The sequence below is a fragment of the Legionella shakespearei DSM 23087 genome, from assembly GCF_000373765.1.
Lineage (GTDB): Bacteria > Pseudomonadota > Gammaproteobacteria > Legionellales > Legionellaceae > Legionella > Legionella shakespearei.
This window is the reverse complement of sequence record NZ_KB892399.1, coordinates 25,836-42,995: the sequence shown is the minus strand read 5'-3', so window position 1 is coordinate 42,995 and position 17,160 is coordinate 25,836. Positions and strand designations below refer to the sequence as shown.

Here is a 17,160-nt window from a genome sequence, read left to right as displayed (position 1 = left end):
GGGGTGACCAAGGTCGTAACGGAGGCGAATATTTCTTCTGGTATTATATGGGGTGGGTATGGTTATGAAGTCGGAGGGATTAATCAAAATTCTACGGTGTCAGGTGGCGACCCTTGTGATGGCAAAAATGATGGGGGATGTAATACAACACGTATTATAAATTGTTTAACGAATCAAGACAATTGCGTTAACACTCCGTCATCGTCTATTGATATCGCTACTTATGCAGCTGGAATATGTGACCAATATAATGGTGGCACCTTCAATGACTGGTATTTGCCTGCTATATGTGAATGGAGTAATTCAGGGAATAGTTGTTCTATCGATAATATCTATACCAATTTGCGTCAGCATGGTTTTGGCGGTATTGTTGTTGGCGCGTACTGGAGTTCTACCGAGGTCTCGACCCTTCCGCAGGACTTCGCGTGGTACCAGCTCTTCGCCGCCAGTGGCAACAGCTTCCAGGGCGGCAGCACTAAGAGCAGTCAGCCGGGTGTTCGTTGTGTGCGAGGCTTTTAATCCATTTACCTATTTATCTATTTNAATCCCCGGGCTGCGTGAAGCAGACCGGGGTTGTGTTCGAGGAGGCATGATGTCGTTGTACACCGATTTACCCGTATTTCGTGATGCCTGGCAGTTGGCTCTTCGGGTGTTTGAGTATACGAAAGAATTTGGCAGGGAGCATAAGTACACACTTGGCCAGGACATGAAAAAAGATTCATTGCAGTTGGTGCGCCATTTGTATCGGGCGAATAAGTCACAAGATAAAAGGGTGTATCTGGAAGCATTTCTGGATGATTATGAATTTTTAAAACTCGAAATCCGCATGGCAGCGGAAATGAGGTTGTTGTCGATGAAAAAGCAGGCGGCATGAAGTCTTTTGCTGGAGCGCATCGGCAAACAAGCGATTGGTGGGCGTAATGCCAATCAATATCAGAAAAAATGCTCTACTTTCCTCAACCTAAGTTATACTTTAATAATAACGTTTTGCTTTAAGAACACCATGGTCAGGAATTATTATTTAACTGATGATATTGAAGATACTGTCTTTGCTCACAGTGTACTGTCTTATGCTGTACCAGGCATGCCTGCGAAAAAGTTTAATGAATTAAAAAATGGATATCTCCCCTGGGAGTCCAGACTTGAGCTACGCGGTATCAAGATTGAAGAGGCGCGGGAAGCTTTGATTCAGTTCATTCAGATGCAGGTGCAAAACAACAAACAGTGTGTGCTCATCGTTCATGGGCAAGAAAGCGCAAAAAATGCGCCGCCCTTATTGAAAAATTTAATCAATCACTGGTTACCGCAATTCAAGGAAGTTCAGGCCTTTCACAGTGCCCAAGCCAAAGATGAAGGACGTGATGCGGTCTACGTACTATTAAAAAAAGAAACCAGCATTGATTTACCGGAGCGGTTGCCACCCGGAGCTAAAGAAACGACTTTTCTTGTGGCTGAGACCAGGGCTATGGAGCGGAGAAGGCGACTTGCAGAGCAGCAGGGGGAAAGGCAATTCGCGGCAGTGAAGGCCAGGGAACATTCTGATGTGGAAGTGCAGAGTAGTCCCGAAGGAGAGCTACAGAATAATATTTTGCAACATCCTGAGCTGGACAGCCAGCGTTTTGATGGTATTGATCCGAATTTGAATCCGGAACCGCCTTTAAATACCGAGGCACGCCGGGAATTTGATAATGAAAAAAGAGAGCAGGACAAAGAAAAGCAATTACGTTTAGGTAATATGCCCAAATTTACTACAGCACCAACGCCCAAGGGACCTTAAATGACTATTGCGAACGATATAATCAGCCATAGAATGCCTGAATTTGATGCCTATCTTCGTGAAGGTGATTCTTTGGATGACATTGATGAGTATGGCTTTACTCCGTTGATTGAGTGTGCCATTACTCGCCAGGTCAAGATTGCAGAACAATTAATTGCCCGTAAAGTGGATGTGAACAAGCCTGATGTGACTGGTCGAACCCCATTGCATTGGGCTGTAGACAATAATGATCTCGAAATGACCCGCTTGTTGTTGGCTTATGGTGCTGATCCTAATGCATTCACGCGCAACGGGCTGTCTGTTTTGGTGTATCCTGTTTTACGGGGGCAGGATGCATTAAAGCAATTACTTTACCATCATGGTGCCAAACTTGATTTCGCCCTGGATTTTATTAATGCCAAACTTTTGGGACATCGTTTTGAATTGCAGGGTGACGTTGACATAGTTAATGCCAATAATGAATTTATTGAATTGGACTATGAAGGCTTTATTCTTGAATTTACCGTAGCTGTTGTAAAAGATGCCTTGCGTCGTTTTATCAGCAGTTATTCCACGCGTCATTTAAGGGATTATTTCCCTTTATTCCATATCATTATGGATGCGTTTAGCGAGGCAGGGGAGTTGTTGCAGTTCCAGCATCAACCAAGGCTTACTGACCAGCATTTGAAGCGTATCGCTCAAATCCTGAAATCGCCCATGCTGATTCTTCCTGCGGCAAGCCGCGGCCATGCTTTGTGTTTCGTCCGTTTTCATCAATGGTGGGTGAAAATCGACAGAGGGGAAAACAGCTTGCAGGAGGGATCTGTAAATATCTACAGATTGACCCGACCCGAAGCCTTGAACATTAATTTTGTTCAGGATTTTTTATATAAAAAGCAAAACAGGCGTTATTTCCATCATGTGATCAATCAGCAATTAGGATTGTTGCCTATAGCACAAATTCCCGTCAGTTCCCAAATAAGCGGCAATTGCTCCTGGGCTAATGTGCAGGCGGTGGTTCCTGTGGCTTATGCGGTACAGGAGTTGACTACAGCCGAACAGTTTAACCCGGACATTGCCTTGAATTTGTACGATGAATGGGTTGAATGGGACAAGGACAGGGCACTGGATGAGTGCATACAACGTTTTTATTTAGCTAATCCACAGCGCAAAGCCAGTATTGCCGCTATGTTGGGAGGTGTTTTGTTTCAGGCTTGTGATCATGGTAATAGAAATCATATGGAAAGGGCGGAAAAGATATTAAGCATCCTGATGCTTCCTGAGTATTATTATATTTTAAAAAGTTATCTTGATGAGTATTGCGTCAAGCGTCTTACTCGTAAGGGGAATAATTTATTAAAGGTTCTGGATGATTGCGGGATAAATCCCAATATTGGTGTGAACCCGGTTGCAACGGGGCTGTAATAAAATAAAACAGGCGTAGCCTTGATTACGCTGTCGCTCTGAGTGATCCTCTCATATTGAGTATCACTCAGAACTATGCAGGATCGCCTTCCCCTCTCCGGGGGAAGGTGCCCGACAGGGCGGATGGGAGGATCAAAAAAGGAGTTTCTATCAAATAGACCATTTTGTTTTAGAGCTTTCTACCTTAAATGAGTTCTCTTTTTGATCCCCCCACCCACCCTGTCGGGCACCCTCCCCCGGAGGTGGAGGGGCTACTTGCGCTGATCATCCTGCTTATTTGCATCTTTTTACAGGTTAAAATTATGAGAGGATCACTCAGCGCTGTCGCTGCATCAAGGCTACAGTTTTTTTAATCCTGTTATTTATTAATCACCACCCTCAATGCCTGCAACTGCAAGGTCGCTGAATTCATAAAATGCTCGCTATCTGTTTTTTGCTGTTTGAAGAAGTCAATTTCTTCATCGCGAATAGCAGGGTTAATTTTTTGTAAGGCTTCAAGACGTGTAATTTCCTGGTCTAAGCTGGTCATCATTGTTACTTTTGCCTGTTCAATGACATCTTTCATTTGCTGCTCTGCAATCACATTGCTTTGTTGCAGGATTTTTTCTATATCTCCTGAAACCTGTTTGATAACAGGATAGCCCAAATGGCGTTTCACTGGCTCACACATGGCATTAAGCTGATTGTAATCAAGTACTTTGCTCAGATTTTTCAAAGAGACATCCATTAAAATACGGATGGGAGTAAAGGGCAAAAATCGATCCAGCTGCAGGTATTTTGGTGCCGCGCAATTTACAGTGTAAAAAGTCTCCAGAAATAAGGTACCAGGGGCTATACTCTTGACCGAAATGGTAGTGACGGTCGCATTCCCGGTTTCTGAATTCAGGATCATTTCCATCGCGTCATTCACCATAGGGTGTTCCCAGCTAAGAAACTCCATATCTTCACGAACGAGCGCTTTGCTGCGAGAATAAGTAACGCTGTTTCCATCTTCTTTTAGCCCAGGAAAATGACTTGTTTTCATATGCTCGGTCGGGCGCAAAATTTCAGCAAATTCAGAATGATATTCATGATCAATCCCAAACTCATGAAATACTTTAGCCATGTAATTTTCCAGTTCCAGACTGCTTTCTTCCGCTTCTATCTCAGCAATCAGTTCATTGGCCACAGGCGCATTACATGAGTTTAATTCCAGTAACCTGTCACGTCCCTGATGCAGAGCCAGATTCAATTGCTCCGTATAATGTCTGGTTTCAGCAATCAACTGATTAATGGTTTCTTCCCCTTTGGGATTGGTCTTCAAAATATCCAGCAATTGGCTTTCAAAGGTTTCAAAAATGGAAAAACCAACCGAACAACTGGTTTCAAATAAATTAATTCCCTCATGATACCAGCGAAAGAGCAGTTCCTGAGCTGTATCCATAAGATAAGGAACATGAATTTCTACGGTGTGTTTTTGGCCTATTCTGTCCAGGCGGCCAATGCGTTGTTCCAGTAAATCGGGATTCAGTGGCAAATCGAATAAAACAAGATGGTGGGAAAATTGAAAATTTCTCCCCTCGCTGCCAATTTCAGAGCAAAACAAGACTTGTGCGCCATCTTCTTCCTCAGCGAAATACGCTGCTGCGCGATCCCGTTCTATGATGGATAAACGCTCATGAAAGGCGGAACAACGAATGCCTTCTTTTAATTTGAAATGCCGTTCCAGCGCTATTGCAGTGTGTGCTTTGGCACAAATTACCAGAATTTTTTCAGGGTGCAGGCTGTCCAGTGTTTCGCTAAGCCAGGCAACTCTTGGATCATGGGCCAGCCATTGGTCTGTTCCCAAATCATGTTCAGGATACAAAATAATAGAATCTGAGTGTTCGTTTAAGGAAGAGTATAACGATGGCTGTGGCAATGGGTAGGGGTGCACATGTCGTTCTGGAAAGCCTTTTATAGCGGCACGTGTATTACGGAACAGGACGCGTCCGGTTCCATGCCTGTCAAGCAATTGGGCAATGCTGTCATTAATACTGTCAGAGGTACTGGCTCCCAAATAAGGCTTTAATTCGGTTTTTAATGCTTCATTAAGCTCATCTGAAGCAGTATCTTCGCGGTGTTTAATTAATTTCTGTACTACATTATTAATGTCCTGATATCTGTCTTCTTCTTTTTTAAACTCGGCAAAATTATAAAAGCGGGAAGGATCCAAAAGGCGCAGACGGGCAAAATGGCTTTCTATACCCGCCTGCTCTGGAGTAGCCGTCAATAAAAGCAAACCTTTACTCTTTGCAGATAATTGTTCAATGCATTGATATTCCGGGCTTTGTTCCTCTTCATGCCAATGCAGATGATGCGCTTCGTCAACCACAAGCAAATCCCAGTCCGCTTCCTGTGCTTGCTTCCGGGCCTCTTCATTGCTCATCAGAAAATTCAGGCTGCACAAAACCAGTTCTTCAGTTTCAAAGGGATTTGCCTGATTCTCAGCCTGCTCTATTTCATTTTCTTCATCCCACTCTTCACTTTGGAGTAATTCATAACGGCCTTGATCGAGGATGGAGAAATAAAGATTAAAGCGGCGGATCATTTCTACCAGCCATTGGTGTATCAGGGCTTCTGGCACCACCACCAGCACCCGTCGGGCGCGGCCGGTATGTAACTGATAATGCAGAATCATTCCCGCTTCAATAGTCTTGCCTAAACCTACTTCATCTGCAAGAAGAACCCGCGGCGCATGGCGTTGGGCCACTTCGCTGGCAATGTACACCTGATGTGGCAAATGGCTGGTGCGTGCGCCCAATAATCCCCTGACTTTGGATTGCTGCAGTCTGCTGATGTGGTTTAGGGTATCGATTCTTAATTTGAAGGCATCCAGCTTATCTAATAGCCCGCTAAAAAGACGTTGTTGTGGTGAACTTAATTTGATAAAGCAATTCACTGTTAACTCGGTAATCTGCTGTTCCTGCTCTTCTTCATCAATACCTGTGTACACGATGAGTCCATGATATTCGTGCACAGCGGTTACCTGTAACTTCTTTTCTTCATTAGTGAGAATTTCTTCGCCAACCTTGTAAATGATTCTGCTTAAGGGGGCATTTTCTATGGCATAAATACGTTCTTCTTCTGCTGCAGGAAAGCTGATGCTGACTTGTCTGCCGTTTAATTCAGTAATGATACCCAAACCGAGTTGTGATTCTGTGTTGCTTATCCAGCGTTGGCCAATGGTAAATGTCATGGGGCAAGCGTCCTCTTTGAAGATAAAGTTAAATAGTTGAGGTTTATTTGGCTTTTATAATTTGCGGTGATTGTATCAATTTTTTATACAAAGAGACATTAGTTGTAACTACTCGCCTCCGCTGAGGATGCGGCAAAAGATCCATAAAATGCCTTGTGTGCTCTTTTTTGCGGCAACTATATAAATTAAATAGAAAAAAATAATTTATTGCTTGTCTTATTCGCAAATTTTGATTAAAAATGGTGTTCTAAGGAAGGTTTTTAATCGTAAGGAGTTATTATGGCTATCAATGAAACAGAGCTTGAGGTTTTGATAAAAAAGGACGCGAAACCAACTACTTCTAACGGAAATGATACGGTAACTCATCCCCTGCAAGATTCTGAACGTCATGAAGTGATTGAAGATTCTGCTCTTACTGAACATCCTGAAAATTTAGATTTGGCCAGTCTTGAAAAAATTACTGACAGCCAGAAACAGCTTATCAAAGTAAAAGACAAACTGGGTCTTATTGTCGATACTATTGCTGACAACCCCAGCCTTATTACCCAGGCAGCCACAGCATGGGGAGAATTACCCTTATGGCAGAAAATTGCTGGTGGTATTTTATTGACGGGCCCAACCGTGGCTGTGGGACTTTTTGCCCATATCGGCGTCTTATTGGTTATTGGAGGCGTTACCGGTGTTGCCTATACAGCAAGTGGTATTGTCCTTGATGATCACCATAACTGTAATGTGAATATAGCGGAACGTTTAAAAGAGGGTATTTTCAGCCTGGCTGACATATTACAAATTACCATTGATGCTTTAGACAAGATTCGTCAGGCGCTTGCGCAAGAAATAGAAAAATTTAAGTTGGAAAATTTCCGTCTTCAGGAAAATATTAACAATTTAGGTGATCAGGTGGAGTCATTGAGTACTCAGGTGGAACTCTTTATTGAAACAGAAAAAATATTACGCCAGAATAAAGATGATTTGGAACAAACATCCCAAAAACTACAGGCTTCTGTTGATGAGCAAAGTGAACTGCTGAAAGACAATCAAAATGAATTAGAAAAAATCAAGAAAGCTTACGCCAAAAGCCAGGAACAATTAAGCGATAAAGTTGCTGAATTACATGGTGTGCGTGAGAAAATGACTGCTGAACTTGAGAAAGCCAGGAAAGTTGGAAGTACCTTGCAAGGTGCGTTACAAACTTTGACAGGAACCGTTCTCGAAGACAAGCAACATCGTGAATCTTATGAACAGAGACTCAAGACTTTCCTTAATGAGGAAAATGCATCTTTTGATCAGGTAGCGGAACGCATTTCTAAAACGGAAGAAGAGCTTGCAGCGGTTAAAGATGAATTAAGGCGTACCAATGAAGAGTATCGTGAGTTACTGGCCAGACAGGAAGCCCAGGTTCTTCGTTTGGAGAAAATGGAAGCAGATAATCCTGGTTTGGAAAACATGAAACCTCGGGTCAATGTCAAAGGGTTACATCAACATGGTATGTACAGCAAAAAGCCACTGAACCCTGTGAATGTGATCCCTGAAGCGCCAAGTATGGTTACCGTTCAGTAGTTTTCATCAATTTGATGTAGCCCGGTTGCTTGCAACCGGGAACTGATGCTCGTTACATAGCTCAACTCTGAGAGCACCATCTGGGATTGACTTCAGGGCAGAAACACAGTCCCTGTCAGTATCACTGTTCCGCTTCCTGACGGTCGCGGCTCGGTTTTCGTGCGTTCGTAGATACTTCATCGTGCACCGGAAACCGAGCCGCGACCGTCAGGAAGCGGAATTTTTGTTGCTCTGTGCCAGAGCCCAGGCTTTACTTGCAAAGTCCGAACAATTAACTCTTTGTGTGCTATATTTATCCATATGCGTGGACCTAAGACACTTCAATGACCCTATCAAAAGATTCTATTTTAGGCATGATCTATGAACGGAGTAAACGGTCATTTATTCATATGGGGATCTTCAGTTTCTTTATTAATGTACTCATGTTGACCATCCCGATTTATATGATGCAGCTTTTTGACAGAGTATTGGTATCACATAGTTATCAGACATTAATATTCCTGACCCTTATTGCCTTCTTTGCCATTTTAATTTTGTCCGTGATAGATATAGTCAGATCACATGTTGCGATGAAGTTGAGCTCCTGGTATGACGAAATACTCAGTACAGCCGCGCTGCTGTTCAGTCCCGATCAAGTCCTGAAAGGAAACAGCTATCCTATGATGGTTTTAAGGGATATTCAGACGCTAAAACAGTTTATTGGTTCAAACAGCTTATTTACCTTTTTTGATGCCCCCTGGACACCGATATACCTTCTTGTTATTGGTGCTATCTCACCGCTGTTGGGAATTATCGCAACCATTGGAGCGGTTCTAATCTTTTTGACTGCCTGGTTAAATGAGAGGATGACCCGCAAAATGCAGAATGCCTCATCCGAGATGGCGACCGCCAATATCTACACAACTACCAATAATTTAAAACATGCAGAAGTGATTCAGGCCATGGGAATGCTTAAATCGCTCATCTCACAATGGCAAAATCAAAACAAGGACATGATGAGTCTGCATGAAAAAAACGGTCAATTGTCAGGGATGTTTCTTGGCATCAGCAAGTTTTTGAGGTTAGCCTTTCAAATCCTCATTCTGGGCATAGGCAGCTATCTTGTTTTAGATAACAGTATTACTTCGGGTATGATGATTGCGTCCTCAATCCTTATGTCACGAGCTTTGGCACCAGTGGAACAGGCTATGGGCGTATGGCGTCAATTCCAGCAGGTAAAACTCATTTTATATCGCTTACAAGAACATTTTAATTTTTCTGCTGACAGAAATACCGACCTGATGCTGCCTAAGCCTAAAGGTCATTTAACTTTGGAAAATCTCTATTTGACAACCAGCAAATCCGAGAACAAATTTATCATTCAAAACATCAGCTTACGAATTAAAGCAGGTGAAATGGTTGCTTTTATTGGTTCATCAGCTGCTGGAAAAAGCACACTCATGCGTTTAATTTGCGGCGTGACCAAACCTAGTGGTGGGCTTGTGAGGTTGGATGAGGCAGATATCTATCATTGGAACAGAGACGATGTTGGGCACTATTTAGGATATTTACCTCAGGATATAGAACTGTTTTTGGGGTCGGTTAAGGAAAATATTGCCAGAATGGGAGCCGTTGATGATGAAGCAGTAATTGAAGCCGCAAGCCTGGCTGAGTGTCATGACATGATCTTACATTTACCCGAAGGCTATAACACCATAATCAAACCGGGCAGCCCACAGATTTCCGGCGGACAAAGACAAAGAATTGCCTTGGCACGTGCCTTATACGGTAATCCTTCATTAGTAGTATTGGATGAACCTAATTCCAACCTTGATGGTGAGGGAGAGGAAGCACTGGCACGGACATTACAAAAATTAAAAAAACGGGGAGTGACCGTTTTAATCGTTGCCCACCGATTCAATGTAATACAGTTTGTTGATACTATTGTCGTACTGCAGCAGGGAAAAATTCAGTCAGCAGGTCCGAGGGATCAGATTTTAGAAGCATTACAGCGTAAAGCCACCTAAGACAGGGCTGAAATATGGGATGGAAAAAGCTCAAAAAAGATATGCCGGATGTCAGCGAGCATCCTGAAATTGACCAGCCTGTAAAATGGGGCTGGATTATATTGTCCGTCTTTTTAGGTGGTTTTTTATTGTGGTCCTTGCTTTTTCATCTGGATACGGGTGCCATTGCGAATGGGCGCTTTATTATTCTTGGTGAACGAAAAGTAGTACAGCATCTTGAAGGGGGTATTGTTAAACAGATTAACATTGAAGAAGGCCAGAAAGTGGAGGCAGGAGAAGTACTGCTGCAACTTGAGGACACTCAGATAAGAGCCTCATTGGATTTGTATCAGGGACAGCTATGGGAATACCTGGCCACCGAAAGCAGGATTTTTGCAGAATTAAATAATGACCCAACCATTGATTTCCCGGATGAATTGGTCAATGCCGAAAACCAGCCTGCTGTAAAAAAGGTAATGGAATCAGAACAACGGCTGTTCGTTGCCAACAATAACTCTTATGAAGGACAAAAAAATGTATTAAATCAAAGAATTGCCCAATATAAAAAGCAAATTGAAAGTTATCAGGCCCAGGTAAAGTCAAACATAGCGCAACTTGATTTAATGAATCAGGAATTAGAAGCGGTTAAATACTTGAGTGATCGAAAATTAATAGACAAACCCAGATTGTATAAATTGCAAAGAAATGCAGCCAAGTTGCTGGGAGATAAAGACGAATACCTGGGTATGATTGCCAAGACGGAGCAGGGCATAGGTGAAACAGAATACCAGATTTACTCTTTAACTGCTGATAGACGAAAAGCCCTGCTTGAAAAATTAAATGATGTACAAGAAAAACTCAATGACTTGCGAGAAAAAGTAAAAGCCAGTACTGATGTATTGAGGCGAACAACAATCCGTTCACCTAAAGCAGGCATAGTATTGAATTTAAAAGCAAATACTATAGGCGGAGTAATCAAACCCGGTGAGGATATTTGTGATATTGTTCCTTCTGATTACCAACTCATTTTACAAGTGCAGGTAAGCCCCATTGATATTGATGTCGTAAAACCAGGTTTGGCTGCCAAAATCAGATTAACTGCATACAAACAAAGGATAGTCCCGACATTTGACGGCGTGGTTTCTGAAGTATCGGCCGATATTCAGGAAGAACAGACAACCCAACGCCTGTATTATAACGTCCGCATTCAATTTACACCTGAAGCTTTCGCGGTATTGAACAAGATGAATCACGTAAAACTTTACCCTGGTATGCCCGCTGAGGCGGTTATTATTGTTGATCATGAAACTGCATTTTCTTATCTTATCGCGCCATTAGTAGATAATTTTAATCGTGCATTTCATGAGAAATAAAGTAATAGGTTAGGGAGATCTTGTCTCTTGCTCCCTGGCAGGGGGCAAAGGACTCCGCCGTCCCGCGGCTTGTCCGCGGGATCCAGGGATCTAAGCTCGGAGTGAGATTTCTGGATCCCGCGGACAAGCCGTGGGATTCTCTGGTGACTTAGAATATAAAATCACTTGCATGCAAATTCTCAAGAGTCATATTGTTCAAAGTCAGAGTATTATCCGTACCCAATTGAATTTGAACATTTGCACCCTCTTGAGACATTGCCAGCTCAGCAAAGGAAGTTCCAAAGTCGTGAAGGTTAATTTTATCTCCAGCAGTAAAATCTTCAATGACATCATGACCATTGTTTTGCAGAAAAACAAAATTGTCCGCCCCATTATTTCCTTTGAATATCTCATCTTGCTGACCGCTTATGAAGGTATCATTACTGTTTGTGCCAATGATCTTTTCTACGTTTAAAACAGTCATGGTTTTTGATTCTGCTGCAGCATTTGTAATCTTCAATTCATTTAAATTGCCATCATAACGAATGCTTACCGCATTTGGGCTTGTTGTAATAGCAGTACTAAAATCAATCGTATCAAACCCATTGCCCATATCCACGTAATTCACTGTATCATTGATGAAGTTTTTTACTGCATTCCCTAATTGATTCACTATTACATCATCATGATCAGTCAATATGACTTTTTCGAAATTGATAAGATTGTAGCCTATGGCAAAAGCACCTTGCTGAGTAACTGGAGTAATATAGGATTCACCTCCATCAGGACTGAGCGAAATAACAGGACCAGAGGAAAGCTTTAACCCCTGATTTATAGCGGAAAAATCAGCTGTATCAGGATTCGCCACTTGATTAGCATTCAATAAATCAGCCCCAATATTGACGTTTACGATGAATGGATTTGACTGATCGTATTGACTGAAATAGTTTGATGGTAATGTTAATAACCCCGTCACTTTTGCCGTTACCCCACTCACGCCGCTTAAATCAGTAGTGATGTAATTATAAGGAGCCAAAGCGGAAATAACACCAGGGGAAATAAGAGACGCAATTAGTCCATATTCTATGGCAGTAGCATTGAAACTAAATGCTTTATTGTTAAAATCCAATGTAGCAACATTATCCAGATTAGGTCCCTGATTATTAAATTCCATTTGTAAAATGGGGGATGCCAGATCTCTCGTAAACGACAAAGTTGTTGAATGTCCTTCAACCAGGGTTATAACGGCATTTCCGGTAGCATAGACATCATAATGTCCGTCACTATCAATACGAATATTATCTCCTCCTTTCAGAATATAATGTTCGGCGCCGGTCACAACCATATCGTTTGCACTGTTAGCCACTTCCGATAACACACCAGTGCTTGTCACATAACTCACTGCCGGGAGACCACGGGTATCCAGAACATCATTGACCCCATTAAGAGTAACTACAGCACCATCCTGTATGGTTGACGGATTGTAGGTAACTGAAGGTGTGGCTGTCACCGCAGCAGTTGCATCTGAAGTCACGCCTTCGGCAGTACCGTGACCATCAACATAAGAGGCAACAACCGAAATGCTTTTGCCAATTAATGCCTGAGTAAGCAAGAGCGTTTCTCCTGTAGCCCCTGTAATACTTACACCATCAGCCTGCCATTGATAAGTTATAGCCCCAAGACCATCAACATCTGCAAGAGTATTACTTGCTGTCAGTGTTTGTCCTTGCTCCAGCACGCCGTTGATCACCAAACTGCCTGTAGGTGCATCGTTGACAGGATTCACCGTAAAGTTAACAGCAGCCACATTACTTTCCACGCCATTGTAAGTCAATTTATAATTGAAACTCACCTGACCATTAAAGTTCAGAGCCGGATTGTAGCTAAAAGTACCATTAGCATTGAGTGTCAAGCCCTCTGGTGCATTACCTACCAATGACACAGAAACACCTGCCGGAGCTGTGTCATTCGTTAGCAGAGTGCCTGATATAGAACCGTCTTCATTAAGCGTATAATTATCATTCTGAGCCAGCAAAGTGATTGCTTGTCCATAGGTCTGCAACTGAATATTCTCGATACCTAAAATGGCCAGATCAATGTTAATGCCCGCGAAGGTAAAAATTGGTGAAGCGTGGTTATTGAAGTTGTTAATCATTTGGGTCAGTGTTTCCAGATTAAACATGGAACTGTTATATCGGGCAAGGTCTAAACGCATAACTAAAGTATCAGAGCCGTTGCCACCCACATAAAGATCAACAAAACCAAGGTTATCAATGATGTCATAATTAAATATGTCATTACCGTTACCACCGTAGACAATGTCGTTACCACTACCTCCATCCAGGATGTCATTGCCATTGCCGCCATCAACAATATCATCACCAGCCCCGCCGTTCACAACATCATTGCCATTACCAGCAGTCACCACATCATTACCGGCACCGGAATTAATCACATCATTGCCATTTCCTGATATAATAATGTCCGAACCTGAGGTGCCGTTGATTGTGTCTGCCTGATTCCCACCTAAAATAATAGACATGATACAAGCTCTCCGTTAGAGTCAACCATCCTTACCCTGGAGGTTTGTTGACAGCACTTCCTTGAAAGCATCTGTGATGGGAAATTGCATCCTGACCTGAACAAGTCAACATAGACCAAAAACTTCATGTTAGTTATTAATTGTAGTACTTTGGCGCCGTACAAGGAGGAATATAACGATTTCTTTTCTCTTTGGTTACTTTTTTTTCAATTGGACAAGGGGCAGGAGTTATTTTTATGTCACTATACAGTGCTACACCTAAACCTCACGGCTATGGCCGATTTTCTTAAATGCGCCAAAAAGATTCAATTATAAACAAATTGATGTTATGCTGCGCCTGCAGAACTGGGAATTCTGCAATTCGCAATATATTTAAATTATAAAAAATTCACTCTACTAATGAGAGCGAATGCATTTAGAGGAGCGTACATGTCACTAGACACATTTTTTAAAGCCCATCCAATGTTAGAGCAGGGCACGCGTGTTGTAATTGGTGGAACCTTAATGTTAGCCGCCACAGCAGCATTCAAACATAATATAAGTATGGCTGTGGGATTGTTAGGTTTCGCTGTACCCAGCGAGATTATGGGCGTTTTATTAGCCGCCAGCGCTGTAGGAATTTTGCTTCCCAATGAGCAGGAAGTTTCAGAACAGCAACAGATTAAATTAGCTTAGGAGTAATATAGGTATGTTCACTGATTATATAACTAAAAAAAATGCCTATAGGGCATGGAATTTTCTGGTTGCAACTGTAGTAACACTAGATCTGGTACAAAATGAGCAAGCGCGTGCAGTAGAATATATTCCCGATATTGCTTTGCATTTGTGGGAAGCTGTAGCTCCTGACTCGCTTAATACCGCGTCCCTGGGCGTCAATCTTATCCGTATGGTTCAGGCTGGGCGTAGTTTTTGGACTGGCGAATCCAGCATCCCCACAGCTGCCAATTTTGCAGATGTCTACAATCACGCTTTAAATATTGAACACCGTCTTGGTAATTTAATGAAATAAGAGATCATCCACGACCGCACTGCACGTCGTCCTGAGCGTAGCGAAGGATCTCCTGAATACTGGGAGATCCTTCTTAGGTTTTACTTTTCAGCTTGTTCTTTAGCTAATGCAGGTTCTCTTCTTTTGTTGCCTTCATTTTTACCCGCATTTGCTTTGTGCTGTCCACCCTGATTTTGCTGGTTAGGGTTAGATCTTCTTCGCTGTTGGTTCTGATTCGGATTCTGGTTGCTGTTTCCGTTCGCATTCGCAGCAGCATTACCCGTATTGCTTCGTTGTTGTTGATTATTTCCACCACCTGGGCGACGTCTGCGGTTTTGGTTATTTGGACGTCTGTCACCACTCTGTTGGCCTCTGCCGCCTGATTTGGACTGGTTTTGGTTACGATTATGGTGCTTGCGTACTGGCTCTGAAGTTGCTGTGGAAGAATCAGAATGCCCACCAAAGAGACTGGTCCATAAGCGTTTGATAAAGCTGTTTTGAGGATGCTTTATTGTTTTATGTTCAGCAAATGATTTAACTGCGGGTTCATCATGGGGTATGGCTTCATTATCGCTGTTGGTAACCTGCAACTCAGGTTGCTGAATCAGGGTATAACTTGGCTTTTTCGATTTACCTACGTTGTCTTCTTTTAAGCGAGTAATTGAATACTGTGGTGATTGCAAGTAAGGATTCGCAATAATCACTACGCTGACGCCATGTCTTTTTTCAATGTTTTTTATAAAATCCCGCTTTTCATTCATGATAAAAGTAGCCATCTCGGCTGGTAGCTGTACTTGAATTTCAGCGGTCTTCTCTTTTAAAGCTTCTTCTTCGATAAGGCGAGTAATAGACAAACCATGAGATTGAATATTGCGAACCGTACCGCGTCCTTCGCAACGTGGGCAAATTTCCTGTGCGGTTTCACCTAAAGAAAGCCTCAGGCGCTGACGAGACATTTCCAGAAGGCCAAAGCGAGATATACGGCCTACCTGAATACGCGCTCTATCTGCTTGTAATGCCTCTTTTAAACGATTTTCAACATCACGCTGGTTCTTGCTGGAGCTCATATCGATAAAGTCGATCACCACCAGGCCACCTAAATCACGCAATCTTAACTGGCGTGCAATTTCGTCTGCAGCTTCAAGATTGGTATTTAAGGCTGTTGCTTCAATATCAGAACCGCCAGTTGCTTTAGCTGAGTTAATGTCTATAGATACCAGAGCCTCAGTCCTGTCGATAACCAAAGCACCACCAGATGGCAGCATTACCTGACGTTGATACGCTGTCTCAATCTGACTTTCAATTTGATAGAAATTAAATAGGGGTACGCTGTTATTGTACAGCTTCAAATTAGGCAAAAATTCAGGTTTTACGCGCTCTATATATTGCTTCGCTTTAATATAGGAAATTTGATCATCAATAATAATTTCACTGATGGATTTACGCAGATTATCACGTATTGAGCGAATAATGACATCACCTTCCTGATGAATCAGGCAAGGAGCCAGTTCTTCATTATAGGCATTTTGAATGGATTGCCATTGGTTGCACAGCATGTTCAGGTCATCTTGTAACTCTTCCTGACTTTTGCCAACCCCTGCAGTACGTATGATCAAACCCATGTCTTCAGGCAGGGTCAGGGCATTTAAGGTTTCACGTAATTCATCGCGTTCATCACCTTCTATGCGTCGTGATATGCCGCCAGAACGAGGATTGTTTGGCATCAGAACGAGATAACAACCCGCCAGAGTGATAAAAGTGGTTAATGCCGCGCCTTTATTTCCACGCTCTTCCTTGTCAACCTGAATTAACAGTTCCTGGCCTTCGCGTATTAGTGTAGTAATTGGTGGCTTGTCATCACCAAAATCTTCGGGATTTTTACTCAGATATTCAGGAGCAATTTCTTTAAGAGGGAGAAACCCTTGACGTTTTGAACCGTATTCCACGAAAACGGCGTCAAGGCTTGGTTCGCGCCGTGTTACTACTGCTTTGTATATATTACCTTTTTTCTTGATTTCTCCTGGACATTCAATATCCAGGTCAAATAAATGATTGTTTTTAATAAGTGCAACACGAACTTCTTCAGTCTGCATTGCATTAATTAACATTTTTTCCATCTGTGACCCCATAATTAGGGCGCCGACATGAAAGCCGAGATAGTGTAAGGCTCAATATACAGGGGTTATCTTCATCTCTTTTTGATTGAGACCAGCGTGTTGATTTGCTCGTGAAATGCAATCAACATCAGGTACTCTTTCTGGCGAAATGCAGATAACGCCTATCCTGATAGTCCAAGTCTGGTGCTGGTAAACACTCTCTTTGAACGATTAGGGAT

11 protein-coding genes and 1 pseudogene are annotated in these 17,160 nt (G+C 42.5%); 9 read left to right on the top strand and 3 right to left on the bottom strand.

The window, feature by feature from the left end; translation table 11 throughout:
* From B094_RS17450 to ankH, 4 genes and pseudogenes are all read left to right on the top strand, one after another.
* A pseudogene (locus tag B094_RS17450) lies at positions 1–519 on the top strand (DUF1566 domain-containing protein); the annotation flags it as partial.
* A 70-nt stretch (positions 520–589) separates the two neighbouring features.
* Positions 590–874: a four helix bundle protein gene (locus B094_RS15935; RefSeq protein ID WP_237762310.1), complete on the top strand. Its 285-nt coding sequence runs from the start codon at positions 590–592 to the stop codon at positions 872–874.
* Positions 875–1,003: 129 nt separating this feature from the next.
* Positions 1,004–1,777, top strand: a complete 774-nt coding sequence (locus tag B094_RS0108190) for a Smr/MutS family protein (protein WP_026253946.1) — start codon at positions 1,004–1,006, stop codon at positions 1,775–1,777.
* The gene (gene ankH / locus B094_RS0108185) at positions 1,778–3,181 is read left to right on the top strand and encodes a Dot/Icm T4SS effector AnkH/LegA3 (RefSeq protein WP_018577323.1); all 1,404 of its coding nucleotides are present in this window, start codon (positions 1,778–1,780) and stop codon (positions 3,179–3,181) included.
* Positions 3,182–3,539: 358 nt separating this feature from the next.
* Here the strand turns inward: ankH and rapA are convergent, their stop codons facing one another.
* Positions 3,540–6,398 (bottom strand): RNA polymerase-associated protein RapA, encoded by a 2,859-nt coding sequence (rapA, locus tag B094_RS0108180; RefSeq protein ID WP_018577322.1) that lies wholly within the window; start codon positions 6,396–6,398, stop codon positions 3,540–3,542.
* Between the two features lie 279 nt (positions 6,399–6,677).
* Between rapA and B094_RS0108175 the strand changes: the two genes are divergently transcribed.
* From B094_RS0108175 to B094_RS0108165, 3 genes are all read left to right on the top strand, one after another.
* Entirely contained in the window at positions 6,678–7,958 is a 1,281-nt protein-coding gene (locus B094_RS0108175) for a LegC2/C7 family Dot/Icm T4SS effector (protein ID WP_018577321.1), read from the top strand.
* Between the two features lie 323 nt (positions 7,959–8,281).
* Positions 8,282–9,964 carry a type I secretion system permease/ATPase gene (locus B094_RS0108170; RefSeq protein ID WP_026253944.1) on the top strand — a complete coding sequence of 561 codons (1,683 nt, stop codon included), beginning with the start codon at positions 8,282–8,284 and terminating at the stop codon, positions 9,962–9,964.
* Positions 9,965–9,978: 14 nt separating this feature from the next.
* Positions 9,979–11,316 (top strand): HlyD family type I secretion periplasmic adaptor subunit, encoded by a 1,338-nt coding sequence (locus B094_RS0108165; protein ID WP_018577319.1) that lies wholly within the window; start codon positions 9,979–9,981, stop codon positions 11,314–11,316.
* Between the two features lie 148 nt (positions 11,317–11,464).
* Here B094_RS0108165 and B094_RS16490 read toward each other — a convergent pair whose 3' ends face one another.
* Entirely contained in the window at positions 11,465–13,837 is a 2,373-nt protein-coding gene (locus tag B094_RS16490) for an Ig-like domain-containing protein (RefSeq protein ID WP_018577318.1), read from the bottom strand.
* A 429-nt stretch (positions 13,838–14,266) separates the two neighbouring features.
* Between B094_RS16490 and B094_RS0108155 the strand changes: the two genes are divergently transcribed.
* Positions 14,267–14,512 (top strand): hypothetical protein, encoded by a 246-nt coding sequence (locus B094_RS0108155; RefSeq protein WP_018577317.1) that lies wholly within the window; start codon positions 14,267–14,269, stop codon positions 14,510–14,512.
* A 13-nt stretch (positions 14,513–14,525) separates the two neighbouring features.
* Positions 14,526–14,846 (top strand): hypothetical protein, encoded by a 321-nt coding sequence (locus tag B094_RS0108150; protein ID WP_018577316.1) that lies wholly within the window; start codon positions 14,526–14,528, stop codon positions 14,844–14,846.
* 80 nt (positions 14,847–14,926) lie between these two features.
* On the opposite strand, the gene B094_RS15925 is transcribed toward B094_RS0108150, so the two are convergent.
* Positions 14,927–16,942: an Rne/Rng family ribonuclease gene (locus tag B094_RS15925; protein ID WP_018577315.1), complete on the bottom strand. Its 2,016-nt coding sequence runs from the start codon at positions 16,940–16,942 to the stop codon at positions 14,927–14,929.
* Between the last annotated feature and the right edge of the window lie 218 nt (positions 16,943–17,160).

Bases quoted from the DNA above. Each gene is read 5' to 3' on its own strand.
- B094_RS15935 (WP_237762310.1), top strand. From the start codon at position 590: ATGATGTCGTTGTACACCGATTTACCCGTATTTCGTGATGCCTGGCAG.
- B094_RS0108190 (WP_026253946.1), top strand. From the start codon at position 1,004: ATGGTCAGGAATTATTATTTAACTGATGATATTGAAGATACTGTCTTT.
- ankH (WP_018577323.1), top strand. From the start codon at position 1,778: ATGACTATTGCGAACGATATAATCAGCCATAGAATGCCTGAATTTGAT.
- rapA (WP_018577322.1), bottom strand. From the start codon at position 6,398: ATGACATTTACCATTGGCCAACGCTGGATAAGCAACACAGAATCACAA.
- B094_RS0108175 (WP_018577321.1), top strand. From the start codon at position 6,678: ATGGCTATCAATGAAACAGAGCTTGAGGTTTTGATAAAAAAGGACGCG.
- B094_RS0108170 (WP_026253944.1), top strand. From the start codon at position 8,282: ATGACCCTATCAAAAGATTCTATTTTAGGCATGATCTATGAACGGAGT.
- B094_RS0108165 (WP_018577319.1), top strand. From the start codon at position 9,979: ATGGGATGGAAAAAGCTCAAAAAAGATATGCCGGATGTCAGCGAGCAT.
- B094_RS16490 (WP_018577318.1), bottom strand. From the start codon at position 13,837: ATGTCTATTATTTTAGGTGGGAATCAGGCAGACACAATCAACGGCACC.
- B094_RS0108155 (WP_018577317.1), top strand. From the start codon at position 14,267: ATGTCACTAGACACATTTTTTAAAGCCCATCCAATGTTAGAGCAGGGC.
- B094_RS0108150 (WP_018577316.1), top strand. From the start codon at position 14,526: ATGTTCACTGATTATATAACTAAAAAAAATGCCTATAGGGCATGGAAT.
- B094_RS15925 (WP_018577315.1), bottom strand. From the start codon at position 16,942: ATGGAAAAAATGTTAATTAATGCAATGCAGACTGAAGAAGTTCGTGTT.